31 protein-coding genes are annotated in these 24,309 nt (G+C 42.1%); 7 read left to right on the forward strand and 24 right to left on the reverse strand.

Features of this window, described 5'->3' with window-relative positions; all coding sequences use genetic code 11:
* Positions 1-19: 19 nt before the first annotated feature.
* On the forward strand, positions 20-358 hold the full coding sequence (locus H513_RS19500; protein WP_036769884.1) for a YolD-like family protein: 339 nt from the start codon (positions 20-22) through the stop codon (positions 356-358).
* Between the two features lie 56 nt (positions 359-414).
* Here the strand turns inward: H513_RS19500 and H513_RS0103075 are convergent, their stop codons facing one another.
* The 13 genes from H513_RS0103075 to H513_RS0103135 all read right to left on the reverse strand — a co-directional run bounded on the left by H513_RS0103075 (position 415) and on the right by H513_RS0103135 (position 9,998).
* Positions 415-1,182 (reverse strand): nucleotidyltransferase domain-containing protein, encoded by a 768-nt coding sequence (locus tag H513_RS0103075; RefSeq protein ID WP_026799394.1) that lies wholly within the window; start codon positions 1,180-1,182, stop codon positions 415-417.
* Positions 1,183-1,289: 107 nt separating this feature from the next.
* Positions 1,290-1,511, reverse strand: coding sequence for a YozE family protein (locus tag H513_RS0103080; RefSeq protein WP_026799395.1), 222 nt, complete (start codon positions 1,509-1,511; stop codon positions 1,290-1,292).
* A gap of 12 nt (positions 1,512-1,523) precedes the next feature.
* Entirely contained in the window at positions 1,524-2,255 is a 732-nt protein-coding gene (gene tatC, locus H513_RS0103085; RefSeq protein ID WP_036769913.1) for a twin-arginine translocase subunit TatC, read from the reverse strand.
* Between the two features lie 102 nt (positions 2,256-2,357).
* Positions 2,358-2,552 carry a twin-arginine translocase TatA/TatE family subunit gene (locus H513_RS0103090; protein WP_026799397.1) on the reverse strand — a complete coding sequence of 65 codons (195 nt, stop codon included), beginning with the start codon at positions 2,550-2,552 and terminating at the stop codon, positions 2,358-2,360.
* Positions 2,553-2,597: 45 nt separating this feature from the next.
* Entirely contained in the window at positions 2,598-2,774 is a 177-nt protein-coding gene (gene tatA, locus H513_RS21105) for a twin-arginine translocase TatA/TatE family subunit (protein WP_081658154.1), read from the reverse strand.
* Between the two features lie 141 nt (positions 2,775-2,915).
* A complete protein-coding gene (locus H513_RS0103100) occupies positions 2,916-3,512 on the reverse strand; it encodes a molybdenum cofactor guanylyltransferase (protein WP_036803016.1) in 597 nt (198 codons plus the stop codon).
* Positions 3,509-4,003 carry a dihydrofolate reductase gene (locus H513_RS0103105; protein ID WP_026799399.1) on the reverse strand — a complete coding sequence of 165 codons (495 nt, stop codon included), beginning with the start codon at positions 4,001-4,003 and terminating at the stop codon, positions 3,509-3,511. The genes H513_RS0103100 and H513_RS0103105 overlap by 4 nt, the downstream gene beginning before the upstream one ends.
* Before the next feature lie 17 nt (positions 4,004-4,020).
* Positions 4,021-4,980: a thymidylate synthase gene (locus H513_RS0103110; protein ID WP_026799400.1), complete on the reverse strand. Its 960-nt coding sequence runs from the start codon at positions 4,978-4,980 to the stop codon at positions 4,021-4,023.
* Between the two features lie 100 nt (positions 4,981-5,080).
* Positions 5,081-5,674: an HD domain-containing protein gene (locus H513_RS0103115; RefSeq protein WP_036769879.1), complete on the reverse strand. Its 594-nt coding sequence runs from the start codon at positions 5,672-5,674 to the stop codon at positions 5,081-5,083.
* Positions 5,674-6,540, reverse strand: a complete 867-nt coding sequence (locus H513_RS0103120; protein ID WP_026799402.1) for a DUF72 domain-containing protein — start codon at positions 6,538-6,540, stop codon at positions 5,674-5,676. The genes H513_RS0103115 and H513_RS0103120 overlap by 1 nt, the downstream gene beginning before the upstream one ends.
* Positions 6,541-6,604: 64 nt before the next feature.
* Positions 6,605-8,275, reverse strand: coding sequence for a formate--tetrahydrofolate ligase (locus H513_RS0103125; RefSeq protein WP_026799403.1), 1,671 nt, complete (start codon positions 8,273-8,275; stop codon positions 6,605-6,607).
* 17 nt (positions 8,276-8,292) lie between these two features.
* Entirely contained in the window at positions 8,293-9,732 is a 1,440-nt protein-coding gene (panF, locus tag H513_RS0103130; RefSeq protein WP_026799404.1) for a sodium/pantothenate symporter, read from the reverse strand.
* The gene (locus H513_RS0103135) at positions 9,729-9,998 is read right to left on the reverse strand and encodes a YhdT family protein (protein WP_231572100.1); all 270 of its coding nucleotides are present in this window, start codon (positions 9,996-9,998) and stop codon (positions 9,729-9,731) included. The genes panF and H513_RS0103135 overlap by 4 nt, the downstream gene beginning before the upstream one ends.
* Before the next feature lie 334 nt (positions 9,999-10,332).
* On the opposite strand from H513_RS0103135, the gene H513_RS0103140 reads away from it, so the two are divergent.
* From H513_RS0103140 to H513_RS0103150, 3 genes are all read left to right on the forward strand, one after another.
* Positions 10,333-10,533, forward strand: a complete 201-nt coding sequence (locus tag H513_RS0103140) for a cold-shock protein (RefSeq protein ID WP_026799406.1) — start codon at positions 10,333-10,335, stop codon at positions 10,531-10,533.
* A 155-nt stretch (positions 10,534-10,688) separates the two neighbouring features.
* Positions 10,689-11,363, forward strand: coding sequence for a queuosine precursor transporter (locus tag H513_RS0103145; protein WP_026799407.1), 675 nt, complete (start codon positions 10,689-10,691; stop codon positions 11,361-11,363).
* A gap of 15 nt (positions 11,364-11,378) precedes the next feature.
* Complete coding sequence (locus H513_RS0103150) at positions 11,379-11,816, forward strand: ribonuclease HI family protein (RefSeq protein WP_330981685.1); 438 nt, start codon at positions 11,379-11,381, stop codon at positions 11,814-11,816.
* Here H513_RS0103150 and H513_RS0103155 read toward each other — a convergent pair.
* The 10 genes from H513_RS0103155 to H513_RS0103200 all read right to left on the reverse strand — a co-directional run bounded on the left by H513_RS0103155 (position 11,784) and on the right by H513_RS0103200 (position 19,262).
* Entirely contained in the window at positions 11,784-12,095 is a 312-nt protein-coding gene (locus tag H513_RS0103155) for a DUF6123 family protein (protein WP_026799409.1), read from the reverse strand. The genes H513_RS0103150 and H513_RS0103155 overlap by 33 nt on opposite strands.
* Before the next feature lie 30 nt (positions 12,096-12,125).
* Complete coding sequence (locus H513_RS0103160) at positions 12,126-12,947, reverse strand: sulfurtransferase (RefSeq protein ID WP_051239630.1); 822 nt, start codon at positions 12,945-12,947, stop codon at positions 12,126-12,128.
* A 60-nt stretch (positions 12,948-13,007) separates the two neighbouring features.
* Positions 13,008-13,181: a hypothetical protein gene (locus H513_RS21445; RefSeq protein ID WP_154655169.1), complete on the reverse strand. Its 174-nt coding sequence runs from the start codon at positions 13,179-13,181 to the stop codon at positions 13,008-13,010.
* A 103-nt stretch (positions 13,182-13,284) separates the two neighbouring features.
* Positions 13,285-13,794, reverse strand: a complete 510-nt coding sequence (locus tag H513_RS0103170; RefSeq protein ID WP_026799411.1) for an isoprenylcysteine carboxyl methyltransferase family protein — start codon at positions 13,792-13,794, stop codon at positions 13,285-13,287.
* Positions 13,791-14,879 carry a type III polyketide synthase gene (locus H513_RS0103175; RefSeq protein ID WP_026799412.1) on the reverse strand — a complete coding sequence of 363 codons (1,089 nt, stop codon included), beginning with the start codon at positions 14,877-14,879 and terminating at the stop codon, positions 13,791-13,793. The genes H513_RS0103170 and H513_RS0103175 overlap by 4 nt, the downstream gene beginning before the upstream one ends.
* Before the next feature lie 64 nt (positions 14,880-14,943).
* Positions 14,944-15,711 (reverse strand): glucose 1-dehydrogenase, encoded by a 768-nt coding sequence (locus H513_RS0103180; protein WP_026799413.1) that lies wholly within the window; start codon positions 15,709-15,711, stop codon positions 14,944-14,946.
* Positions 15,712-15,829: 118 nt separating this feature from the next.
* Positions 15,830-16,948 (reverse strand): NAD(P)/FAD-dependent oxidoreductase, encoded by a 1,119-nt coding sequence (locus H513_RS0103185; RefSeq protein ID WP_036769872.1) that lies wholly within the window; start codon positions 16,946-16,948, stop codon positions 15,830-15,832.
* A gap of 107 nt (positions 16,949-17,055) precedes the next feature.
* Positions 17,056-18,213, reverse strand: coding sequence for an AI-2E family transporter (locus H513_RS0103190; RefSeq protein ID WP_330981684.1), 1,158 nt, complete (start codon positions 18,211-18,213; stop codon positions 17,056-17,058).
* Between the two features lie 149 nt (positions 18,214-18,362).
* Positions 18,363-18,815: a DUF948 domain-containing protein gene (locus H513_RS0103195; protein WP_026799416.1), complete on the reverse strand. Its 453-nt coding sequence runs from the start codon at positions 18,813-18,815 to the stop codon at positions 18,363-18,365.
* Between the two features lie 18 nt (positions 18,816-18,833).
* Positions 18,834-19,262, reverse strand: a complete 429-nt coding sequence (locus H513_RS0103200; protein WP_026799417.1) for a DUF948 domain-containing protein — start codon at positions 19,260-19,262, stop codon at positions 18,834-18,836.
* 151 nt (positions 19,263-19,413) lie between these two features.
* Between H513_RS0103200 and H513_RS0103205 the strand changes: the two genes are divergently transcribed.
* Positions 19,414-20,256: a YihY/virulence factor BrkB family protein gene (locus H513_RS0103205; protein ID WP_026799418.1), complete on the forward strand. Its 843-nt coding sequence runs from the start codon at positions 19,414-19,416 to the stop codon at positions 20,254-20,256.
* 214 nt (positions 20,257-20,470) lie between these two features.
* Positions 20,471-22,255 carry a S9 family peptidase gene (locus H513_RS0103210; RefSeq protein ID WP_026799419.1) on the forward strand — a complete coding sequence of 595 codons (1,785 nt, stop codon included), beginning with the start codon at positions 20,471-20,473 and terminating at the stop codon, positions 22,253-22,255.
* A 276-nt stretch (positions 22,256-22,531) separates the two neighbouring features.
* On the opposite strand, the gene H513_RS0103215 is transcribed toward H513_RS0103210, so the two are convergent.
* Entirely contained in the window at positions 22,532-23,305 is a 774-nt protein-coding gene (locus tag H513_RS0103215) for a sulfite exporter TauE/SafE family protein (protein WP_026799420.1), read from the reverse strand.
* A gap of 182 nt (positions 23,306-23,487) precedes the next feature.
* On the opposite strand from H513_RS0103215, the gene H513_RS0103220 reads away from it, so the two are divergent.
* Positions 23,488-24,303: a DUF5677 domain-containing protein gene (locus tag H513_RS0103220; RefSeq protein ID WP_026799421.1), complete on the forward strand. Its 816-nt coding sequence runs from the start codon at positions 23,488-23,490 to the stop codon at positions 24,301-24,303.
* Positions 24,304-24,309: the final 6 nt, after the last annotated feature.

The following is a 24,309-nucleotide window of genomic DNA, read 5'->3' on the forward strand; positions in this document are numbered from 1 at the left end:
TGGTTAAGGAGGAATGAGGATGTTACGTGATCGTGGTACGATGAAGTGGACTTCATTGATGCTCCCAGAGCATGTAGAAACGTTAAAGCGTGTCTGGTACGAAGAAGATATGACATCTCCACCGATACTCGATGAGCAGGCTTTAGAAGAAATGCAGCATAAAGTGAACGCAGCTTATCAAACGAAGTGTCCAACCACCCTAACGGTTTATAAGAATGGATGCCAGAAAGAGATACATGGATTCGTTCACCGGATTGATGTTTATGATCAACGAATCAGACTGAGAGAATGTCATGCTACAACTTCTATTTCCATTCATGAAATTATAGATGTAGTTCTTCATGAAGATCAAACGTAAAGGGAGGGCGACATACGAGCGCCTCCCTCTCTTCCTTTGATCAGGAACGTTCAAGCTCAGACTTTATAAAGTTTCAGAACACTATGAAACAGAGCTCTCCCTTTCTCATTGGTTGTTATACAATCTTCAATCCATTCCTTTTCCTCCAAGATGATTGATAAGAGTTGTTGTACTGCCTCTTGGTGACGGGATGGGGTGAGCGTCTCATAAATAGAGGTCATCGCCTGAACATGCTGTTCACTCAAATCATAGGGAATGTTCTTTAACCCTAGCTCAGCACGGTGTGGCGCATACTTAGCTAGTAAAAGGGAAGACAAATCCCTACATACATGGCGAAGCATTTCCACTGCCCATATGTCATTGCCACGCTCTGATGCCTTCTTATAACGGAACAAGAACCAACTTAAATCGAGTGCATGGTCAGATCGTTTCTCCTCAGACAATACCAAGCTTTGTTTGTCTTCATACCGCTTCATTTGACACTCCGGGTCGTACAACACTTTTATGTTATCCTTTGGTTCATAGGTTGCATGTGTTACGACAAACAAGTCAATATGTAGCCAATTCTCATAAATCGCAATAATTTGAGGTGCAATAATAAATAAATCTTCCCAAAATAGGAGCGGTCTATAGGCTTCTAAATGTTGTATTCTCCTTTCTTTGAATGCGTCCACCTCTTCTTCTTCGACAAGACAATAGAGGTCAATATCTGAGTATTCATCCTCCTCTTCTCGTCCCATTGAACCCTTAAGGAATACACTCTGCACTGCTCCATCGGCTGTTAAACTCTGTAAGATTTCTTGTACCGCTTCATACTGAACCATGCTACTCCCCCTTTAGTAAATACTTAGAAATGACTGAAGAACCTCATTTATTTCATTATTCTCTCAACTTAAATTGGTACAAAAAAAGACCCAAAACACCGGGTCTTCTACCGTTCATCTAGCTCATAGCGATTCCACAGATCGTCAAACGTTCGCAATGCATGTTGGAATGGAATATTCCATTCCAAGTATCTGCTAATCTCATCATATGAAGTAGATTGCTTCGGGAAATTGTGATCTTTAAACATCCAGTCCGCTAACTGACTTTCTTCGTCAGGGTGAACTTTCCCTCTGAATGTCATCATAAAATGGTAAAACGTTTTATTCAATGTATTTCCTCCTTACGTACTTGATGTCCATGTTTCTTTGGCCTTCTTCCGTCTATACACGGTACTTGAAAGGAGAATAGACACTTCATAGAGTACGATTAATGGGAGCGCAACGACAAGTTGCAAGATAAAATCAGGCGGAGAAATCATTGTACCCACAATAATCAATACAAAATAGGCGTATTTCCGAACCTTTCTTAAGAATTGTGGCTCTACAATTCCTAAGCTTGTCAGGAACATGATTAAGATTGGGATTTCAAATAACACAGCAAATGGAAGAGTCACTCGGATGAGAAACTGGAAGTATTTCTCTACCGTGAACATCGTTTCAAATAATCCTTCTCCTAATGATAATAGAAAATGGAAAATGAGTGGCTGAATCACATAATACCCAAATGCTAAGCCACCAACAAACAATAGAAAGATAGCTGGTATGTATGCAAGTGACACTTTCTTTTCCCTGTCTGTTAATGCCGGCTTAACGAAAAACCAAATCTGTAAGCAAAGGAACGGCAAGGTAGCTGTAATGGCTACCATGCTTGCAAGTAATACAAAGATCCATATAATTTCAGCAGGGCCTAAAATGGTCAACTCAAATTCTAGCTCACGTACAAAATAGGAGTAGATCTCCTCGACGAATATGAATCCTGCAATGAAAAAGGTTACGAATATAGCGAATGTCCAAAGCAACCGATTTCTAAGTTCTCCTAAATGTTCCGTTACATTCATTTCTTCATCTAACATTGACTGTTGACTTGGCAAGATGCATCGCCCCCCGCGTAATCAGTTGTGACATCTCTTCATAAGAAAGCCTTGCTACGCAAAAGGCAGCAAGGCATATCCGAATTATTGGATTTGCTTACGTTTATCCTCATCCTTCTTGTTGTCTTCATCAGACACAAGATCACGCGTTGCATTTTTGAACTCGCGTAATGAATGACCGACTGCCTTCCCAATCTCAGGTAATTTAGACGGACCGAATACGACGAGCGCAATGACTAAAATTAAAATCAATCCCGGAAAGCCGATGTTTGAAAACATAGCCTGTCCCCCTTATCCGTTCTGAGCACCTATCGTGCATACAGATTACTGATTCTTATCCTTCACTACATCGTCATTGTGAAGCTCGTTGGCTGACTTTCTAAATTCTTTAATTGTTTCTCCTGAAGCTTTCCCAATCTCCGGGAGCTTCTTTGGTCCAAATATAATCAAGGTAATAACTAACAGAATGATTAGCCCTGGTATGCCGATATTCGCTAACATGACCCATCCCCTTCCTCGCGTCTTGATGTATAGCTTTCTAGACTACCTTCACCTATGTGGTTACATTGGTCCTACCAACATTTAGCTGTATTTGACTGTATTGTAAACTGTTTCAATCGATTTGTCCATGCCTCTTCGGGTTCATCCCTCTAAGGATAAGAGGTGTCTTGCTACATTCAAATCTTCTGGGTCGTTCATATTAAAGAAATGAAGCTTACAGACTTCTATCCATTCACTTGGCCACTCTTCAACATAAAGGACATGTATTTCTTGAAGCAACGACCGTAATGACCGCTCACCATCTTCTAGCAATTGGACAATTGTAGAATGAATACTCTTATGATAGAGCGCACTGAGGGGCTGGATACGCCCTTCATATATTGGGACAACCGCTTGAGAGGATCCAATATGTTGAGATAGGAATTCCCAAACGCTATGATGTGTATACGGCATATCACAGGCAACGACAGCAATCCATGGTGCTTCTGAATGCCTTATAGCTGATTCAAGACCGGCTAATGGCCCCTCCCCAACAAATTCATCACGAATAACTCTTCCGTTGAATGGTAGGAAGGATGACCTGTCATTTGCAACCACCCACTGAGACGAAGTAAAGGTTTGTAGAGTCGATAGGATGCGTTCTGCGACGGTACTGCTACCAAGCTGAATAAGAGCCTTGTTCTGCCCCATCCTTGTAGATTTGCCACCCGCTAACATAACCCCATCCATACGGTTCATGACAAAGCACGGTCCTTATGCTCGTAGACTCTAAAATAATAGTCGTAAGGATTCTTCTCATCCTTTACGCCAAGTTGTTCTTCAAGTAATACCCACTCTTCCCAATCCACATCAGGAAAATAGGTGTCCCCTTCAAACGATTCGTCAATCCAAGTCACATACAAGCGGTCAACACAATCTAACGTTTCTTGAAATAAATAGCTACCACCAATGATAAAATGCTCTTCTTCTTTCGCCAAATTGTTCAATGGTTCTAGGCTATTCCATATTGTAGCCCCGTCCACTCGGTAATTTGGCTGAGTTGTGACGATAATATTTGCTCGCTTAGGAAGGACACGCCCAATGGATTCAAAGGTTTTACGTCCCATGATGATACTACGCCCCATCGTTACTTGTTTAAAATACTTTAAGTCGTTCGGAATATTCCAAGGTAAATCGTTACGTAAGCCAATGACACGATTTCGATCCATTGCTACAAGAATAGATAACATGAATAACCTCTCCTTCCCTATACAGCCACCGGTGCTTTAATGGAAGGATGTGGATCGTAGCCCTCAAGCTTCACGTCCTCCATTTCAAAATCGAAAATTGATTTCTGGTCGCTAGTAAGTGATAACACTGGAAATTCCATAGGAGTTCGTTCTAACTGGGTTGTCACTTGTGTAATGTGATTGGAGTAAATATGTGCATCTCCGAGTGTATGAATAAATTCCCCAACCTCAAGGTTACATTCGTGAGCAATTAGATGTGTAAGCAACGCATAGCTCGCAATATTAAATGGAACTCCTAAGAAAATGTCCCCGCTACGTTGGTAAAGTTGACAGCTGAGTTTCCCGTTCACTACGTAAAATTGAAATAGAACATGACACGGCGGCAAAGCAGAGCGACCAGGCTGAACGTCTTCTGGATTCCAAGCAGAAACAATGAGCCGTCGAGAATCAGGATTGATCTTAATCGCTTCTACAACCTGTTGAAGCTGATCAATCGTCTCCCCTCTTGCTGTCTCCCAGTTCCTCCACTGTTTCCCGTAAACGTTACCAAGGTCACCAAATCTCTTTGCGAACTCATCATCCGTTAGAACCAATTGCTTAAAATTACTCATTTGTTGCTCATACTGAGCACGGAATCCTTCATCTTCTAAACTTCTTAATCCGAAGTCTGTCATGTCAGGACCATGATAAGCGTCACTTTCTACCCAGTTCTTAAACGCCCATTCATTCCATATATTATTGTTGTGTTGAAGCAAATATTGAATATTTGTATCTCCTTTAATGAACCACAACAATTCACTAGCAATGAGGCGGAAAGGTACCTTCTTCGTTGTGAGTAAAGGAAATCCTTTAGACAAGTCAAATCTCATCTGATGACCAAAGAGTGAATAGGTCCCTGTGCCAGTTCGATCTTCCTTCTTTGTGCCATTCTCCAAGACCTCTTTACATAAGTTTAAATAAGCATATTCTCCGTACATGTCCCCACTCCCAATCCGTTCATTATCGTTTTCATATGTATGAAACTAGTATACAACGTCTAGTTCCAAATAGAAATGGCTCATAAAGTGATGGCTTGTGCTACTGCCACTCCTCTTTAAATTGTTCAATGAATTCGACCATAAAGGCATGCTTCCGTTCTGCACGTACGTACGCAGGTTGCGTATTTAATCGATCCTTTAGCAACAACAGCTTATCATAGAAATGCTGCAATGAATTTGTTTCGTCGTCTGGATGATAAAGTGGACGCTCTTTCTGTCCTCCAAAGGCGAAGGTCCTTGCGATTCCGATTGCACCTAATGCGTCAAGTCGGTCAGCATCTTGAACTATTTTCCCTTCTAACGAATCAGGAATATTCCCTTTTGAGAATGAAACATCTTTCATCGCCTGAAAGACCTCATCAATCATGGTGTCCTCCAATTCGCACACTTGTCGTAGGAAGGTACGAAGGTACGCTTCATCTCCTGACACGTCTTTCGTAAGCTTCGGATCTAAGTAATCATGTAGCCAGCCAGCTAGCTCTGAGAGGTATGGAGATGCCCCCAATTCCTCAGCAAGTTCCCTAGCTGTCGTTGCTACCCTCTTCATATGGTAATAATCATGACCCGTTGCGTCTCGCTGAAACCTTTCGTAAATTAGACGTTCAACTCGGTGTAGTACTTGACTTTGCTCCATTACGATTCCCCCGTATCAAATAAGTCCATTTGTCTAGGATTAAGCCCGCTATATGAGACACCCATTAGACCCATCATTTGCTTAGCATTGTCCGCTGCATGCCCACCGCTATTATTGTTAAATAGCATGGCAACGCTTTCTGTCCTCTTCAGTAGACCATTTATCCATTCTTGCCACTGCAACAACTCTTCTTCGTTGTAATTGTAAAGGAAACGTACTTCCCGCCAATCTTCTCTTCCATTCTTATTCCAACCATGCGCATTTCTCCCATGCATGCGTATGATGGTCTTCTCTTTATTGGTCGGTTCTAAGACAGTAGGTACAGAACCTTCTCCAGCTTGTGGCTCATCACAAATAGAATGAATCCAATTTCCCTCCTGAAGTAACGACAACGTCTGCTCCTTGTACGGCTCAGAGAACCAGGATTGATTTCGGAATTCTATAGCCAGTGGGAGGTCGTGTAGACGTTTTCTAATCCACCTAATCTTTTGAACATGCTCTTTTCGAACATCGAACCATGGTGGGAATTGAAAGAGTACTGCATACAACTTATTTGCCTCGATTAATGGCTGTAGCGACTCTCTATAAGCAGTAAAGAGCTCTCGTACCTCTTCTGATGTCATCTTTTCTCGATGGTGTCCGGTCATTTTGTTATAAGCTTTCACGACAAATGAGAAATTCTCAGGTGTTTCCTTAATCCATTTCTCATAGTTTCGTGCTGGTTGAATGGCATAGAAAGCCGCGTCTAATTCTACTATTGGAAAATGAGAAGCATAAGAAGTCAATTTCTTCTGAGAAGGGGTTCCTGGTTCGTAAAGTGTGTCATGGTCTCCCCAACCAGTGACCCCAATCCATATCTTCCTCATTCTCATTCCTCCCCTCATCCTCTACTTATGTAAAAAGAACCCTTACAAAGAAGGGTTCTTACACTTAAAACAATCCAAGCGCCTCGCCGTTCTCACCTACATCCATGTTTAAAGCCGCTGGCGACTTAGGCAATCCTGGCATCGTTAAGACATCCCCTGTTAAAGCGACGATGAATCCAGCACCAACTGAAGCACTGAGTTCACGAACGGTAATCGTGAAGTCGGTCGGACGTCCGTACTTCGTTGGGTCATCTGATAAGGAAGCTGGCGTTTTGGCCATACAGACAGGAAGGTCTCCCCAACCATTTTCGGCGTACTGTTGGAGTTGTTGCTTCGCTTTAGATGAGAATTCCACATTCCTTGCCCCATAGATTACTGTTGCAACTTTTGTAATCTTTGTTTCAAGAGAGTCGGTCAACTCGTACGTATGACGGAAAGACGTCTTGCCTTTATCTATAGCGTCCACAACTTTATATGCAAGGTCAATGCCTCCTTGCCCTCCTTTCGCCCAGACTTCAGTTAGAGCGACAGAAGCACCTTGTTGTTTACACCATTCTTCTATGAACTGAAGTTCTGCTTCACTATCCGTTTCAAATCGGTTAATCGCAATCACATAAGGAAGACCGAAGCTTTCTAGCGTTTCCATATGTTTCTTAAGATTCGCGATTCCCGCTTTAAGAGCTTCTACGTTTTCTAGCTTCAAGTCACCTTTAGGAACTCCACCATGCATCTTTAATGCACGTGCCGTTGCAACAAGAACGACGGCGTCTGGTTCAAACCCACCAGCTCTCGTTTTAATGTTTAAGAATTTCTCAGCTCCAAGGTCCGCTCCAAATCCTGCTTCTGTAATGACATATTCTCCGAGTTTACGAGCATAATTCGTAGCCATCACACTATTGCAACCATGGGCAATATTCGCAAACGGCCCTCCGTGTATAATAGCAGGAGTGTGCTCCATCGTTTGAACAAGATTTGGTTTTAATGCATCCTTAAGAAGAAGCGTAAGTGCTCCTTCCATTTTCAGTTCACGAACCGTAACTGGCTGATCGTCATATGTATAGCCGAATACGATTTCACTGAGACGTTTCTTTAAATCATCTAAACTAGAAGCTAAACAAAGTATAGCCATAATTTCTGACGCTACCGTAATATTGAACCCATCTTCTCTTGGAACCCCTCGTTTAGGCCCACCTAAGCCAACAATCACCTCTCTTAGTGCGCGATCGTTTAAATCTACTACGCGCTTCCAACCAACCTTTCGAGCATCGATGTTTAATTCGTTACTTTGGTGTATATGATTGTCAATGAAAGCTGAGAGCGCATTATTGGCGGTTGTAATGGCATGAATATCACCAGTGAAGTGAAGGTTAATATCTTCCATTGGAAGCACCTGAGAGTAACCTCCACCAGCTGCGCCTCCTTTAATCCCCATCGTAGGACCAAGAGATGGCTCACGAAGAGCAATAATGGTTTGTTTTTGGATTTGATTCATTGCCTGACCTAGCCCGACCGTGACAGTAGATTTGCCCTCTCCGGCTGGAGTTGGGTTAATAGCCGTGACAAGAACAACCTTGCCATCAGGTTTCTCTTCAAGGTCTTCCATTAATGAATAAGAAAGCTTCGCCTTGTAGTGCCCATAAGGCTCCCAATCCTTTGTTGATAAATTTAGTTGTTCAGCAATGGAGGCAATCGGCTTCATCGTAGCCTCCTGAGCAATTTGAATGTCTGATTTCATTCCAACACCTCGTTTATTTATATAGAATCAACTTCTGTTGTCGCTTTAGAAGTTGCTAGACTCCCGATAATGTATGCAAGTAAAGAGAATAAGACAGGAAGAACAATAGGATGTACACCTAACGGTTGATTCAGAAATTGGTCAATGAGAATATAACTGGTGATTCCAACTAGTGTTGAGGCAATAGCACCTGTAGCATTCCCTCTCTTCCAGTACAATCCAAGCACCACAGGCCAAATAAAGGCGGCCTCGAGTCCTCCGAAAGCAAATAAATTTAACCAAATAAGCAAGTCAGGAGGGTTCAATGCCATCATAAAGACGAGTACACCTAGTATGGCCGTTACCCCTATTGATAGGATTTTCACTTCTTGTTCACGAGCCGTTGGTTTCACATAATTCAAGTAGATATCCTTCACAATGGCTGAACTCACAAGGAGTAATAACGAGTCCACGGTAGACATAATCGCTGCCATTGGTGCTGCAAGTACTAACCCAGCAACCCACGATGGTAGAACTTCAATCGCAATTAATGGCATAACTTTGTCACCTACGTCAATACCTGGCAGAATCGGTCTTGCAAATACACCAATCAAATGCATATTTAACATAATAAACCCAACCACAATTGTACCAACAATTAAGGCTCGATGCATCGCTCTTGAATTCCTGTAAGACATGGCACGCACCGTAACCTGCGGCAAACCAATTACACCTACCCCTACTAAAATCCAGAAAGAAGACACATAAGCCGGAGTTAATTGACGGTCTTTCCCGAATGGCGTGACTAGATTCTCGTTTTCTGAGATGAGGTTGTCCATAATAGTTGAGACTCCTCCGCCCGCGTGTATAACGGCTACTAACAACACCATCGTTCCAAAGAACATGATGACACCTTGAACTGTATCCGTTAACGCAACAGCCCGGAAACCTCCAATGACGACATACACAAGTACAGAAACTGCGAATAAGAACAATGCACTCGTATAGGATAGGCCTGTCATCGTTTCAATCAATCGAGCACCACCTACCCATTGAGCAGCCATTGCGGAGAACAGAAATATAATGATGGATAAGGCCGAAAGCAAGACAACCCATTTGCTGTTATAACGCACCCTCAGAAAATCGATTAAGGTAACGGCTTTGTATTTCCTAGTAACGATCGCAAACTTCTTACCTAAGATTAATAATACAAAGTAACCTGTCACAAGTTGAGACATGGCGAGCAACACCCAGCCTAACCCTTCATTATAGGCCACTCCTGGCCCCCCAATGAAGCTGCTTGCACTTCCATATGTAGCTGTCATAGTTAAAGCCAGTACAAATCCCCCAAGCTCACGTCCACCTAGAAAGTACTGATCAAGGAAGGCACCTTCTGTTTTCTTCCGACTCGCCCATATTCCAATAAAGAAGATAAGGAATAAGAATAGGACCATCGGAACCCATACTGCTTCATTCATGATTGTCCTCCCTCCTCATCATCGAACGGCACATCGACTAATAACACCTTTACGACGAAAATGACGAGAAGAACCATTAGAATAAATCCTCCAATACAACTATAGAAAAACCAAGCAGGAAAGCCTGCTATATACGTATATTCTTCTTGCGGCTTTGAACCTAAGCCGTACGCAAACCCATACCACCACAAGAAATTAATGACGGCCAGTCCGATTCCGTATATTGCCTCTCTATTGGCAATTGCAAATCTTGCGTCCTGTTTCACAACGTGTACCTCCTTCACTCTATGCTGTTTGATTGTAATACAAACGGTCTTTTATGCGCTAGTCAGAAAACGAGTTTGAAGGTTTCTTAGTAAAAGCAGAATGTTCTAATAATTTTACCTCTCCTGCTGTTGACTGCTTTAAGGGAATACGTTACTATAGATTTAAGCAAAGAAACTGAACGGATTCATGAAAGAAAAGGTAACTTCTATAGAAGTGTCTGGGAACTTTTATGGTCCTGCATTTCTTTAAGAAGTTGCCTTTTTTATGTTTCCATTCATCGTTCCTTTGTAATAACACACGTTTACGTGATCGTATTTTAGGAGGATTTTCAAGATGCAAAATGGTACAGTAAAATGGTTTAACGCAGAAAAAGGTTACGGTTTCATTCAAGTTGAAGGCGGTAACGATGTATTCGTACACTACTCTGCTATCCAAGAAGAAGGTTTCAAAACACTAGAAGAAGGCCAAAGCGTTTCTTTCGAAATCGTTGAAGGCGACCGCGGCCCACAAGCTGCTAACGTAACAAAAAACTAATCATTGCCCATATATACAAGGTACCCCAACTCGGGGTACCTTTTTTTGTTTGTTGCAATTAGACGTCTAACCTCTTATAATACGAGTTTGTCCGTTATTATGCAGTCGGACGCAGTTCGAGACATCCTGCGAGATCAAAACTAGGAGGTATAACGATGTTTAATGAACTTTATTGGCTCTTATTTGCTATTATTAATTTTAGCTTAATCTTAGTGATGTACCGAATCTTCGGTCGCACTGGTCTCTTTGTATGGATTGGTATGTCGACAGTTGTTGCAAATATCCAGGTTACAAAGATGGTCGAATTGTTTGGCATGACCGCAACACTTGGGAATATCATTTACGGAACAGCTTTCCTTGCGACAGATATTCTGAACGAGAAGTATGGAAAGAACGATGCCAAACGCGCGGTGTGGATGGGATTCTTCACACTAATTAGCATGACGATCATGATGCAGCTCGCTCTTCAATTTATTCCCGCTGAAAGCGATGTCGTACAAGACGCACTAAACACCATCTTTAGTCAAATTCCAAAGGTAGCCATAGGTAGTCTACTCGCTTATCTTGTCAGTCAGTATGTGGACGTGCTGATTTATTCAGCAATAAAGGCAAGATTGCCTCAAGACAAGTTCTTATGGGTACGGAATAATGGGAGTACGATGGTGAGCCAATTGCTCGATACGTTAGTATTCACAGCAATCGCATTTTATGGGACTCCTTGGGATATCTGGTTCGAAATTTTCCTTACCACTTATGTGATTAAATTTATTGTAGCAGCTGCAGATACACCGTTCCTATATGTTGCAAAACGGTTTAAACATGGTAAATAATAGAGAAAAAGAAGAATGCTTAAAGGCATTCTTCTTTCTATAGAAGGGATGTTGTCGATGATTGAAGTGTATACAGATGGTGCTGCGAAAGGCGATCCTGGTCCTAGCGGGGCTGGAATTTATATTAAGAATGGACGCGACTACCACTCACTGTCTATTCCTTTAGGAAACATGTCCAATCACGAAGCAGAATTCCACGCTGTCATTCATGCACTGGATTATTGCCGGCAACACTATCCAGATGAAATTATTAGCGTTCGTTCTGACTCGAAGCTTGTGGTGCAATCTGTTGAGAAATCTTTCTGCAAACAAGAGCGATTTCGACCATTATTGCAGCAGGTTGAAACATTAGGTGCTCAGTTTCCATACTTCTTTATTAAGTGGATTCCAGAGAAACAGAATAAACAAGCTGACGAACTGTCACGTGCGGCTCTTCAAAAACCGAAAGGATGACCGTTTTTTGAGTCCACGTTTTTCTAATAGCTCCCAAGCTTCTTTTCGAGTTTGGGGGCTATTTTCATGTAAATAATCAAGTAAACCTATGTAGAAGCTCCCATCGAAAGACCGCTGAAATTGCAACGTTGCACGTACAGCAAAGATCACGACCCAATCTGGTAATTGAGCATAATTCTTTCCGAAATAAATGAATTGAACTTCTTCATCACTTAGCCTAAATCCCTTTGCCCACAAATCTTCAATAAAATACGCCAATGAATGCTGTTGTTCTACCATATGTACTCCTTTAAGCGATGATTCGTATACTTAGCATCGTTCTACTGGACGTTCGAAATCTGTAATCCAGTGACTAAAACTGCCGCTATAAAGCTTCACTTGCTTAACCCCTGCTTCCCACAATGCAATGATGTTAACCGTAGCTGTAACACCAGAACCACAATACACGATGACTTCACGTTCGTTATGTAGAGAACGGAATTGTGATTGCAATGCTTCCTTCGACTTCCAGCGCCCCCGTTCATCTAAGACGTTTTTCCAGTCCATACAAATGGCACCTGGAATATGACCCGCTACCGGATCAATCGGTTCTTCCTTACCTATATACCGTTCGTAAGCCCTCGAATCAATAAGAGGGGTCTCCTGTCTTCCTTTCACGTCCTCAACGTCAACAAGAAGATCATCCTTCGTTGATGGGGTATACATCGCTTGTTTCCGGTTGACTACACCAGATTCAACTGAATAACCATCTAAAAGCCATGCATTCAGTCCTCCATCAATTACATACACTTCTACATGACCAAGCCATTTCATCATCCATGCGAACCGGCAAGCCATTGGAGACAGCTGATCATCATACGCAATCACGCTATCGTGTAGTCCAATTCCCTTCTCACTTATCGTACTAGCAAATTTCCGAGGCGAAGGCAACGGGTGTCTTCCCATGTTTTTCGCTACAACTCCACTCATTTCACGTTCTAAATCCATGTGTACAGCTCCAGGTAAATGACCCTCTACATAGGCTTCATAGCCATAATTAGGATCACCTAGCTTAAAGCGACAATCCACTGCCACAACGTCATCTCGCTTTAACATTTTTTCTGCCCACTCTGGACTACATATGATGCTCACACCCATTCCTCCTTTACTCTCCAAGTATACTAAAAGTCGACATAAAAAAAACCAGGAATTTCACCTGGTTAACAGTTTATGTTCATATTGAGCTTTCTTTTCCTTTACCGAACGAACGTTGTTCCCTTTAACTAACTGCACGATTGAGCGTGCACGCTTGTCATTTAATTTAGCTAAAATGGTTACCATTAATAGACTGTATAAAAGAACGGTTGCAACAATGATTAAAATCATGTGTTTCCCCTCACTTCCATGTTGTTCGCGATTTTCAATTCGTTACTTGGATTATATCAATAATGAGAATCGTTTTCAACTAGGAATGGGCGTTTTTCTTCTATTATTCTGAAATCTTCTCTAATGCTCGATTCTCATGAGGAATTCGAATAAGCATGAGCAACCCGTGTAATAACGGGAATACAATTGCTGTCACGTATGCACTGAACAATAGAGGGATGACTACGAACTCAACCGCTACAATGAAGTAATTTGGGTGTTTCATAATCTTGTATGGTCCTTTCTTTACTAACTCTGAACCGGGCAAGATAATGATCTTTGTATTCCAATAACGTCCAAGCGTTGACAAACACCAAATGCGAAACCCTTGTGTCACAAAGAAAATCCCAAGTAAGAATCCTTTCCAATCAGACAACAAAATCTCCTTTGGGTAGGCCTCTAACAATATGGATATGAAGAACAAGGTATGGACAATGACAATATATTTGTAGTGCCCACCTGCAACTTCAACAGCTCCTCTCTCTTTCATCCACTTTTCATTATACTTGGCAACGAGTACCTCAACCAATCGTTGCACGAGAATGAACCCGTACAAATAGACGAAGAAATTCATTCGCTCCACTCCAAATAAACAAGTTCAGAACTAAAGCCTGGTCCTAAAGCAGCCAACAGACTCTTCGAATGCGAAGGGGGGAACTCTTCCATCCAGCTCTTTAATACGTGTATAACCGTTGAAGAAGACATATTCCCATGATTACGCAACACATCATACGAATATTTGAATTTATCAGAACTACTTCCAGTAATAGCCTCGTATGCTTCTAACACTTTCGTACCGCCGGGATGCGCCACGAAGAATGGAAAGGTTGAAGGATGGACTCCAATTTCTTGAGTGAATTCAGTCACGTGGTCTTTCCAGAACGTTTCCACTAGTCTAGGGATGCTTCTTGAGAAGACAACCTCAAATCCATGATCATTTACATTCCACCCCATAACATCGAGTGCATCTTTCATAAGTCGTGAGCTTGCACGCTTCATTACTGGAACTCTGTTTCGGATTCGATTGCGATATGTAGACTGCTCACCCATGACCAAAGAAGCTGCAACACCATCTCCAAATAAGGCAGTTCCAATGAAATTACTTTTACGATGGTCGTTTTTTTGGAAGGTTAGACCACAAAGTTCGACGGTTACAATCAGTACATTTTCTTTAGGATGTGCGAGTACATAGTCCATGGCACGCGCCATACCAGAAGAACCCCCAGCACACCCTAATCCCCAAATTGGAATGCGCTTTGTATCTGTTCGAAATGCCCGTTCATTCATCATTCTTGCATCAATTGTTGGCGTTGCAACCCCTGTACTTGATACGAAGATGACGACATCAATTGCATCATAGTGAATGGGTTCCGTTAGAAATGTGGTATTCGTCAAACAAGCATCCGCTGCCTCCAACGCAAATTCTAATGATTTCTTCTCGTAAACCAAATTCCGGTCCATAAAACCGTGATCTTCTTCAAACCATTCTTTCGGGACTACAAATTGCCTTCTTTCTACAGAAGCATTCTCAAATACTGGTAGCAAGCGTTCAACTTCACGCTCAGACCTAGGGAAAATATGTCTTACAAACTCTTTTATCTCTGCTTGAGTGATTTCATTTGGAGGGATACTTACCCCTACAGATGCAACATATGCCATAATAGAACCCCCTCATTTACCATTTATCGTGTGGAAAAAGAGAGGGTTTTATGTACCTATTTTGTTAAAATCCGTAAATACTCATTCCACCGTCAACAAATAACGTCTGGCCGGTCATATAATTGCTTGCCTCTGAAGCTAGAAACACCGCGACTCCCGCAAGTTCTTTCAACTCTCCAATTCGGTTTAACGGAGTTCTTGCTAAGATATCGTTGACGTATTGTTCATCCTGAAGGACAGTCTCTGTGAGCGGTGTCTCGAAATACCATGGTCCGATTGCATTTACAGTAAGATTGTCTCCTCCCCATTCCAAGGCGAGATTCTTCGTCATTTGAATAAGCGCTGCCTTTGTCATCCCATATACGACACCCGTACGAAGAGCTTTTGTACCCGCAACAGATGATACGTTAATGATTTTACCTACACGCTCTTGACTCATCTTATGGGCAGCATACTGACTGAGAAAGAAGGCACTCTTCATGTTCGTATCGACAATTGTAGCCCATTCCTCCTCTGTCACATCCTTCGCTTTAGAACGAATATTCATTCCAGCATTATTCACCCAAATGTCGATATGTCTGTCTGGAATAACCGCTTCAATCGATACAATCAACGCTTTGTGCTGCTGCACGTCCCCCTCTACGATATAAACGTTAGTATCATACGGAGTCAGCTCCTCTTTCAAGAAGACGAGGTCTTCTTTCGTGCGCGCAATCACTAATAAATCCGCACCTGATTCGGCATAAGCATGTGCAATACCACGCCCGATCCCTTTCGTGGCCCCTGTAATGACCGCAAGTTTACCATCTAGTCTGAAACTTGGTAAATACATACCAATCCCTCCCCCTTCATGTGAGTTCACCATAACACAAGATTTCATTAAAGGGTAAGCGATTAAACATGTCACGAAACATAAACAACCATCCGCCTACTTTGACGGATGGTTGCCTTTATTCAAATGCAGTTGTAACGTCGTAATCGCTAAGGTCGAGCTCAGTTTCTTCACCAAGAACATGTCTTGCCAACTCTGCCCCAAGATAAGGGCCACTTGTGAGTCCTGAAGCACCTAAGCCGTTCGCAACGTACAATCCGGCCATATGAGGGACAGCACCTGCAATTGGGAGAAATCCTGGTGTGAATGGACGAAACCCTACTTTCGTTTCGACAAATGTACTTTCCCTTAATCCAGGTGCAATTGCGATAGCTTTATGAAGGATGTCATGGACGCCTCCCATCGTTACACGAGAATCGTAGTCCGGGTCGTCTTCATGAGTTGCTCCAACGACTACACGTCCGCCGCCGAACGTGAGCATATACTGATTATAAGGCGGCATAAGAACCGGCCACTTGCTCGTATCTGTATCAGGCAAGTCTAAATGGACAATTTGAGCTTTTTGATGGGTTACTTTAAATGTCATTCCAAGCGGTTCAAGTAATTGTTGAGACCAAGCGCCACCTGTTACAATGACTGAATCCGAATCGAACGTTTCGCCCTCTACCGTGACGCCCGTTACAGTAGAACCTTCGTACACAAGAGAAGCATCTCCATAAAGCATCTCTGCCCCATGCTTCTCTGCACCTCGGATTAAAGCATCACGAAGCTCTCTCCCATTCACACGAGCTCCTCCGCTTATATAAATCGCTCCATATCCTTCGACAAGCGGCGGGAACATTGCGCGCGTTTCTTCTTCGTTTAGAATCTTAATTTCTCCCATTTCAGGCGCTAGTTCCTTCCGCTCTTTGGCAATCTTCATCTTTTTCTCGAGCTTTTCTTCTGTATCATAGATGTTAATTGCTCCAACTTGAGCATATCCTGTCTGCTGCTCACCCATGTCTTCGAGTTCTTTAATTAGAGTTGGGTAATAGCTCGCACCGCCTTTCACAAGACGATACCAAGGTTTATTCCGTCGTTGAGTTAACCAAGGGCATACAATACCTGCTCCAGCTTCCGTCGCTTGACCGATATCCTTACGATCAACGAGCAGGACGTCAGCCCCTTTCTTCGCTAAATGATAAGCTGTCGAAGCACCGAGAATGCCTGCTCCGACCACAATTGTCTTCTTTGTCATGTCTAACACCTTTTCTGTCCGTTTCTCGTTTGTACAATTTGCTATTCTACAAGAAGAAATGAAAATCCTCAACTCCATACAACAAGGCTGCCAACATGGCAGCCTTGTCATTCACTCTGTTCATACTGATTGTCTTCTAAAGCGTATCTATTATACCGTCGTTTGAATAGGACAAATAGATGGCCTACAACTACTTTAAGGATTGCATAACCAGGAATAGCTACAATTATCCCTAATAGACCAAACAAATGACCTGCTGTCAGCAACACAAAGATAATGGTAACAGGATGAATGTGCAAACTCTTTCCCATTATCTGAGGTGAAATAAATTTCCCTTCTAGCAATTGAACAATCGTCCATACAATAACAAGTTTCACAAGCATGAATGGAGACGTTACGATGGCTATAATTAGAGCTGGTGTGATGGCTATCATAGGACCCAAATAAGGCACTACGCTCGTCACACTAGCAATTGCCGCAAGCAATAATGCATAATCCAACCCGATAATGACAAATCCGATATACATCATAATCCCAATGCATACACTGACTAATATCTGTCCTTGAATGTAAGCACTTAACTGGTGGTCAATCCCTTTAAACACATGCCTTAAGTCTGGTCTTACCTTAGGAGGAAAGACTCGTAGAATCATTTCTGGAAGCTTGTATCCCTCTTTAAGCAGGTAAAACAAAATGAATGGAAGCGTTACAATCGCTATAATGACATCCGTGATGGTCGTAATAAATGTCGTAATTCCATCCAGGGTATTTGATGCGTATGTGGACATTGTGTTCGGCAATTGGGAAAGGATTCCCTCCACATCTTGAAACATGTTGTTGTAATAGTTTGAGAAGATGGAGTTCTTAAACCACGCATCGACATTCTCCACTAATTGAATGACGTACTGAGGCAATTCCTCAGCCAAGCTCAGAAATTGCTTCTCAAGAAATGGGAGAAGCAAGAAAATAAGCAGCGTAATTAATCCAGCTACTAAACTAAGGATAAGCAAGATGCTATAGATTCGCCTCATTCCGAACTTCTCTAATAGAGAGATCAACGGAATGAGTAAGTAATACGCAACAACAGCTAAGATGACCGGCAAGGCCACCGTCTCTATGAACACAACTAATGGGGTGAATAGATAGGAAATACGTGTGTAAACAAGAATATTCACCCCAATGAATAGAATAACGCCTAATATGTAGAGCAATACCTTTCCGCCTAAGAAACGAATTGGTGAAGACTCGTCCCATCGATTCATCATAAAACCTCTCTTCCTACTCGAACAAACAGTCCAGTTACTAGTCTTCTACAAATACGCTTAGAACTTTCAAAACGTTTCACCTTCTTTCGATGAAATATAAAAGGAGAACACAGTCTCGCCTGTGTTCTTCCTCTTCGAATCCCTTATCATTAAGAACTTGACAACGCTTGGTCTTTCGCCGCCTTCATATCTTTTCTTCTCTGATTTAAGTAATAACCAAAGGCTAGAGCGCTATAAAGTCCTTTCAACTGCTTCTCATCTAGTACGTTTCGACCTCTAGATGTGTTCTTCTTCATGGAAGCCGTCACATCTACAAGTGAGGAAGATAACTTTCTTGAGGTTTCACCTACGTCACCAACGATATAAAATAATGGGCTCAGCGCATGCAGCTTTTCATTTACGTCTGCAAGGGTCTGGTTCCCATTCGTTAGAACCTCACTCGTCTGCCCCATAACGCTATCCAATTGTTCTGGTAGCTGGTCGACCGTTTTGTTCACTCCTTTCAATACTTCAGCTAGGTTATTCAACACCCGCGCTAAGAAGATGGAGCCAATCGCAAATGCAAGTCCGATAATAAAAACACCAATTCCTAACCAATCCATGTGTATACCTCCTTTTACTTATGAAGCTTTTTGAACGCCTCGTTTCCTTTTCTTCCATTTCACATAAAGGTTAATGGCTGCTTCTCCCCATTTCATCGCTTTGGAAACGTCTTCTGAGTGCTTAATTGATTCTTGTTCCACCCCTTTAGACAATTTCTGAAACGAATCATTAACCTGATCGACAGATGTTCCAACATGGTCTACCGTATCGAAGAACGTATAGATGGACTGGGAACGTTCCTTTACTTCGTCCACCATCGTATTTGTTTTCTGAATAAGGTTTTGAGATTCCGTTGTAATGCCTTCTACCTGACTTTCCATCTTTTCAATAGTTCCAGATACGCTTTTCATTGTTTGTGATGCGACTCTTAATGTTTTAACTAAGAAAATCGCGATAAGTAAAAATGATACCGCAATAATAAGTAGACTTATTCCTGTTACCGTCATGGTCTTCTACCTCCTTTTTAGAAGAGATACCACAAAAAGGAGGTTGTGAAACGATAAACAGAATATCTTTCTTTGGAAAATTAAAGGGTTACTATATCGGAATTCAGGGGATAGAGATTTACAACGACTGTTGCTGAAAAGGAGGAGCTGTATGAACAAGTGGATTCAATATGGGAAAGATATTTTCGAAGAATTTAAGAAAGATAACCTACCTGTCCTAGCTGCGGCACAGGCATATTACTATCTCCTTGCCATCGTACCGCTAGTCATATTAGTGTTATCGGTATTACCTTACCTACAAATAAGCCCAGATCGAGCCATTGACTTTATGGGTGAGCTTATTCCTGGAGAAATGATGACCGTATTTAGGGAGAATATTATTAGTTTAGTTGATTCACCTAAAGGTGGTTTATTAACAATCGGAATTATTGGTACATTGTGGTCAGCTTCTAATGGAATCAACGCATTTATTAAATCTGCTAATATTGCCTATGACGTAGATGAAACGCGTTCCTTTATTAAAGTTCGCCTACTTTCTATAGTGTTAACACTTGGCATGATTGTGACATTTGCTGTTTCTCTTGTGTTACCTATATTTGGTGATGTGATTATTACGATCATCAATCGCTTCACTACACTGCCTTCAGAAATGAGCATACTACTTCAAGCATCAAGATGGATAGTAAGTAGCTTAGTCATGATTGGAGTACTTATGATGCTTTACCACCTAGCTCCAAATTTAGATTATCCATTTAGACACGTGCTCCCTGGTGCAATCCTTGCTACTGTGCTATGGCAGTTTATTTCTTTACTCTTTAGTTTCTATGTCAGTAACTTCGGGAACTACTCTGCAACATACGGAAGCTTAGGTGGCGTGATTGTACTCATGCTTTGGCTATTCTTAACAGGGTTGATCTTAATGATTGGAGCCGAATTAAACGTAGTCTACCATCGTAAACATAAACAGAATAGAGAATCAGCATTAGAGTCCTAATCTTCAAAGAAAAGTAGCTGTCCCGGTCACTCCGAGACAGCTACTTTTCGATTGTGATAGAAAGACAATCGCATTAAGAAGAAATTCGTACTAACAAGTTACGTTCATCGCTAAATGTGTACCTCACTGTAGGATTTCCGTGTATAAATAGGAAATTCCTCTTCCTTATCGAATAAGTATAGATGAAGCCATTATGAATAAGGGAGGATAAGCAATGAAGTTTAAAGAACCGCGATTGAGACACTTCTTTGAAACCTACGGGATTGAAACCTTTGCTGTTAATGAAGATGAAAGCCAACTAGTTTATAGTACGAACATCAACGGACACTATAATGTATGGGCGCTAGACTTACCGAATCAATACCCCTACCCCCTCACATTTCATAACCAAACTAATCGGGGCGTGACATTCAGTAAGGATGGTTCCTTTATCTTAATACTTACAGACCGTGACGGGGATGAGAATGATCAAATCTATGCCACCCCTTCAACAGGCGGCGAGTTACAACCCCTTCGCACACATGAAGGTAAGAAGCACATCGGACCACTGTTCTCAGAAGATGGAAACACGCTTTATTATACATCCAATAAAGAAGACCCCACCTACATGAAGGTGTATGCGTTCAATGTAAAGGATGGGGAAGAAACCATCATTCTACATGGCAGCGATGCGCCCACCTATCTACTAGATAAAAGTAAGGAAGAACCAAATTATCTGATCATGAAACATTTCTCAAACACTCATGTCATAGGATATGTATTCAGCAATAATGAGCTCGTTTCTATGACACCAGACCCCGAATCTCAACACGTTGTAGCAGGTGGCACATTCATCTCAGAAGATGAGGTGTACTTTACGACAAATTATCAAGCCGACCGTACCTATTTAGCGAAATACAACGTTCGTTCCCAAACTTTCGAGAAAGTTATTGAGGTAGACGATACGGACTTCACTCACATTACATACGACAATACGAATCACATTCTCTATATAGTGGGGAGCCATGGTGTAAACGATAGTCTATTCACGTATAGCGTTGAAACGGATGAAATGAGCATTATAGAACTTCCTATTCGTGTTATCGATCAACTACATGTGGCGAAGTCAGGTGCTGTATATATTCTTGGCGACACTTCTACAGCTACACAGAATATCTATCGACTGTCGGAGGACGGCTGGAAGCCACTAACGTCCCACCGGGTACCGACAGTGAAGGAGGAACATCTATCGACACCTGAAGTTGTTCAATACCAATCCTTTGATGGTACAACGATTGAGGCCTTACTCTTCAAGCCTGTACAAAGTAAAGATAACGGCCGCGTCGTGTTCTGGCCGCATGGTGGACCGCAAGCAGCAGAGCGTGATTCCTTCCGTTCACTCTTTCAAGCGATTGTATACGAAGGCTATACCCTATTCGCCCCTAACTTCCGAGGGTCGAGCGGGTATGGTCAAGAGTTCATGCAACTAGTCGAAGGAGACTGGGGTCACGGTCCTCGTCTAGATAACGTGTATGGATTAGAATGGCTAATTCAACAAGGGTATGCAACTAAAGGAGAAATCTTTCTACTTGGAGGAAGCTATGGAGGGTACATGGCACTCCTGCTTCACGGTCGTCATCAAGATTACTTCAAAGCAGTAGTTGATATCTTTGGACCAAGTAACTTGTTTAGCTTTATCGAGTCTGTACCACCACATTGGAAGCCGATTATGGCGAAGTGGGTAGGTGACCCTATACAAGACAAGGAGAAATTAATCGAGGACTCTCCGATTACGTATCTTGACGGGATGACGAAGCCGATGTATGTCATACAAGGAGCCAACGACCCCCGTGTTGTAAAGCAGGAATCCGATCAAATTGTAGAAGCTTTACGAAACAAGGGGAGAAAGATTGAGTACCTCGTACTAGAAGATGAGGGGCACGGATTCTCTAAAAAGGCGAATGAGATTCGGGTTTATGAAGAAGTGTTACGCTTCTTTAGAGACCATCTAACCAACTAATAAGAGGAGGAACCTAAAGGTTCCTCCTCAGCGTTTTTCTGCAAACTTTTTTGTGTGGGCCGTGCGGGCGAATACCACTCGCTTTCCGTGGACGAACGCCCGATCCTCCTCGTGAAACCCCACACTGCGGGGTGTCGGATCACCCGTTTTTCCGCAGGAGACGGCTGGTATTCGCTAGCTCTTCTCCGAAAAAGACTCTCCGGCACCTTCTTCATCCTAGATTTTGAAGGCCGATCTTTTTCAAGTTCTTGCAGACCGCTGTTCCTTCCCTATTTGTTATAAGAAGTAATCGCTCCATATTTTCACTGCGGAAGCAAGAATTAAGACTGCTAAAATACTTTGCAATAGCTTCGTAGGCACTCGTTTACCCGTGTGAGCTCCTAAGGGAGAAGCAAGAAGGCTAGCAATAATCATAATGATTGCGGGCCCATAATCGACTTGCCCAGTTACAATCTTCCCAGTGGTAGAGCCAATGGATGAAATAAATGTAATCGCAAGCGAACTAGCAATCGTAACGCGTGTTGGGATTTTCAGCACAACTAGCATGATAGGAACCAATATAAAGGCACCCGCAGCTCCGACAATACCTGCGCCAACCCCTGCCACAAAAGCTAACGAAGCCGCTAAGGTCTTGTTAAAGGTAACATCCTGAGATTCCTCTTTCCCTTTATTCGGAATGAACATCATAACCGCTGCAATAGTCGCTAACACACCATAAACCAAATTGACTCCACCTTCGCTCATCAAGCGAGAGCCATAGCCACCAATAAAACTACCAATTAGAATGCTAATACCCATGTAGAGGATGAGGTCTTTGTTTAAATATCCACCCTTACGATAGGCAAAGACCCCACCAATTGTAGCAAAGAAGACTTGTACTGCACTTATACCTGAGACTTCATGGGCAGTAAAGGCACTGAATCCTAATAAAGGAGGCAAATATAGCAGCATTGGGTACTTAATTATGGATCCACCAATTCCGACCATTCCAGATACGAAAGATCCGACAAAACCAATTAGAAATATCGTAAGCATAAATGTAAATTCCATTCCGCTCACCTCCACGAATATGATTGCACGATGATAACATGCACTCTTTATACCTATAAGGGTATTTTACACCTATCTATATAAGTTTGTAAACCAATAGGGGTATGTGTATTAGCAATAGAATGAGTACCCCTTTCTTAGGTTAAGCTACTACAACAACCTTAGAAGGAGAGCATGTTTGAATGGAAGCGCACTCAGAAGAACTTACAAAGATCCTTCATGAATTTGTCGATTTATCAGAGTCTTATATTCTGACATTGCCAGAGATTTCTGCGAAAGATGGAGGTTACGAGGAATTTTGTAACTTCGCGTTTACGAAGGGTACAAAGACCTTAAAGAGCAGCAACGTTCTCCTAACCAATGCCTTGCTACAAGATGTGGTCACTCTTTCAAGAAGTATATTTGAGAATTATCTTAGTAGTCGATATCTTCAAGATCATCCTGAGGATAGCCATCAATTTATTCAAACTCCCATTGGTGTAGCTTTCCATTACTATTTGGTTGAAGAAGAACGAGTGGTTGACCGGGAAGGAAAGATTGTAGGTAAGGTTGTACCCCCTCACCTATTGAGGAATGGGAAGGACAAACGGTATTTCTATTCGTTCTATAATTTCTTATGTAAATATTCTCACTGTAATTTCAGTACGTTGGATGATTACGTCCACGGCAACCACTTCACACTTACGAAGCAGAGCCACCCATTGTTCATCCAACTCATTCTACTCTTTTGTTTTACGAAGCTTTATGAAGTGACACTATTTCGAGAACCTCATAAAGAAGTTTCACAGGCATATACGAGCATACTAGAAACATCTTTAAAGGTGCAGCAAACTTTGTTAAAGCAATTTGAGATTGGTTGTTCTAAAGTAAGTTCTCCCTTCCTTATCTTTCAAACGAAAGAAATGAAACGCATGCTAAAAGCAATGAGAAAGTCTCTTTCAGAACCACTAAGTGATATGAACAAAGACTTCCTACACGAACTAGAAGAGCACCAGTAAGGTAGC

The sequence above is a fragment of the Pontibacillus halophilus JSM 076056 = DSM 19796 genome (assembly GCF_000425205.1).
In the GTDB taxonomy this organism is placed as follows: domain Bacteria; phylum Bacillota; class Bacilli; order Bacillales; family BH030062; genus Pontibacillus_A; species Pontibacillus_A halophilus.

Excerpts from the sequence above, each read along its gene's own strand:
- H513_RS0103090 (WP_026799397.1), bottom strand. The coding sequence starts at position 2,552 with ATGTTTTCAAACATCGGCTTTCCGGGATTGATTTTAATTTTAGTCATT.
- H513_RS0103200 (WP_026799417.1), bottom strand. The coding sequence starts at position 19,262 with ATGACGGTAACAGGAATAAGTCTACTTATTATTGCGGTATCATTTTTA.
- panF (WP_026799404.1), bottom strand. The coding sequence starts at position 9,732 with ATGAATGAAGCAGTATGGGTTCCGATGGTCCTATTCTTATTCCTTATC.
- H513_RS0103205 (WP_026799418.1), top strand. The coding sequence starts at position 19,414 with ATGAACAAGTGGATTCAATATGGGAAAGATATTTTCGAAGAATTTAAG.
- H513_RS0103105 (WP_026799399.1), bottom strand. The coding sequence starts at position 4,003 with ATGTTATCTATTCTTGTAGCAATGGATCGAAATCGTGTCATTGGCTTA.
- H513_RS0103115 (WP_036769879.1), bottom strand. The coding sequence starts at position 5,674 with ATGGAGCAAAGTCAAGTACTACACCGAGTTGAACGTCTAATTTACGAA.
- H513_RS0103195 (WP_026799416.1), bottom strand. The coding sequence starts at position 18,815 with ATGGATTGGTTAGGAATTGGTGTTTTTATTATCGGACTTGCATTTGCG.
- H513_RS0103125 (WP_026799403.1), bottom strand. The coding sequence starts at position 8,275 with ATGAAATCAGACATTCAAATTGCTCAGGAGGCTACGATGAAGCCGATT.
- H513_RS0103210 (WP_026799419.1), top strand. The coding sequence starts at position 20,471 with ATGAAGTTTAAAGAACCGCGATTGAGACACTTCTTTGAAACCTACGGG.
- H513_RS0103150 (WP_330981685.1), top strand. The coding sequence starts at position 11,379 with ATGCTTAAAGGCATTCTTCTTTCTATAGAAGGGATGTTGTCGATGATT.
- tatA (WP_081658154.1), bottom strand. The coding sequence starts at position 2,774 with ATGTTAGCGAATATCGGCATACCAGGGCTAATCATTCTGTTAGTTATT.
- H513_RS0103155 (WP_026799409.1), bottom strand. The coding sequence starts at position 12,095 with ATGGTAGAACAACAGCATTCATTGGCGTATTTTATTGAAGATTTGTGG.
- H513_RS0103220 (WP_026799421.1), top strand. The coding sequence starts at position 23,488 with ATGGAAGCGCACTCAGAAGAACTTACAAAGATCCTTCATGAATTTGTC.
- H513_RS19500 (WP_036769884.1), top strand. The coding sequence starts at position 20 with ATGTTACGTGATCGTGGTACGATGAAGTGGACTTCATTGATGCTCCCA.
- H513_RS0103190 (WP_330981684.1), bottom strand. The coding sequence starts at position 18,213 with ATGATGAATCGATGGGACGAGTCTTCACCAATTCGTTTCTTAGGCGGA.
- tatC (WP_036769913.1), bottom strand. The coding sequence starts at position 2,255 with ATGTTAGATGAAGAAATGAATGTAACGGAACATTTAGGAGAACTTAGA.
- H513_RS0103110 (WP_026799400.1), bottom strand. The coding sequence starts at position 4,980 with ATGTACGGAGAATATGCTTATTTAAACTTATGTAAAGAGGTCTTGGAG.
- H513_RS0103100 (WP_036803016.1), bottom strand. The coding sequence starts at position 3,512 with ATGAACCGTATGGATGGGGTTATGTTAGCGGGTGGCAAATCTACAAGG.
- H513_RS0103215 (WP_026799420.1), bottom strand. The coding sequence starts at position 23,305 with ATGGAATTTACATTTATGCTTACGATATTTCTAATTGGTTTTGTCGGA.
- H513_RS0103075 (WP_026799394.1), bottom strand. The coding sequence starts at position 1,182 with ATGGTTCAGTATGAAGCGGTACAAGAAATCTTACAGAGTTTAACAGCC.
- H513_RS21445 (WP_154655169.1), bottom strand. The coding sequence starts at position 13,181 with ATGATTTTAATCATTGTTGCAACCGTTCTTTTATACAGTCTATTAATG.
- H513_RS0103175 (WP_026799412.1), bottom strand. The coding sequence starts at position 14,879 with ATGGCATATGTTGCATCTGTAGGGGTAAGTATCCCTCCAAATGAAATC.
- H513_RS0103145 (WP_026799407.1), top strand. The coding sequence starts at position 10,689 with ATGTTTAATGAACTTTATTGGCTCTTATTTGCTATTATTAATTTTAGC.
- H513_RS0103140 (WP_026799406.1), top strand. The coding sequence starts at position 10,333 with ATGCAAAATGGTACAGTAAAATGGTTTAACGCAGAAAAAGGTTACGGT.
- H513_RS0103170 (WP_026799411.1), bottom strand. The coding sequence starts at position 13,794 with ATGAATTTCTTCGTCTATTTGTACGGGTTCATTCTCGTGCAACGATTG.
- H513_RS0103120 (WP_026799402.1), bottom strand. The coding sequence starts at position 6,540 with ATGAGGAAGATATGGATTGGGGTCACTGGTTGGGGAGACCATGACACA.
- H513_RS0103180 (WP_026799413.1), bottom strand. The coding sequence starts at position 15,711 with ATGTATTTACCAAGTTTCAGACTAGATGGTAAACTTGCGGTCATTACA.
- H513_RS0103185 (WP_036769872.1), bottom strand. The coding sequence starts at position 16,948 with ATGACAAAGAAGACAATTGTGGTCGGAGCAGGCATTCTCGGTGCTTCG.